Origin of the sequence: Chryseobacterium sp. SIMBA_029, from assembly GCF_046535275.1 — a bacterium.
In the GTDB taxonomy this organism is placed as follows: domain Bacteria; phylum Bacteroidota; class Bacteroidia; order Flavobacteriales; family Weeksellaceae; genus Chryseobacterium.
In genome coordinates this window covers 1-253 of record NZ_JAWRXA010000602.1, presented here as the reverse complement: position 1 = coordinate 253, position 253 = coordinate 1, and the positions used below count along the sequence as shown (strand labels likewise).

Below are 253 nucleotides of genomic sequence, written 5' to 3'. Positions count from 1 at the left end.
ACATTAACACCAGTAGCTTCAATGCTAATATTTGTGATGAAAATCTAGATGGAATAGTGAATGTTAATTTCAATAATGTAACCCCACAAATTGTAGTGAACTCAGCCAACTTTACTGTCAAATATTATCCTACCCAAGCTGATGCCAATGCAGGAAATAACAATACTCTTCCTGCCAACTGGACCTATACTTCCAGTACTACAGTATATGTAAGAGTAACAGCTAATATAGGAGACTGCCCGCCAGCTTTGGG

At 37.9% G+C, this 253-nt stretch carries 1 protein-coding gene; it reads left to right on the top strand.

What is annotated here, in order from left to right; all coding sequences use genetic code 11:
• The coding region (locus SB679_RS25395; RefSeq protein ID WP_410705122.1) for a hypothetical protein at nucleotides 1-253 on the top strand (253 nt) is incomplete at both ends.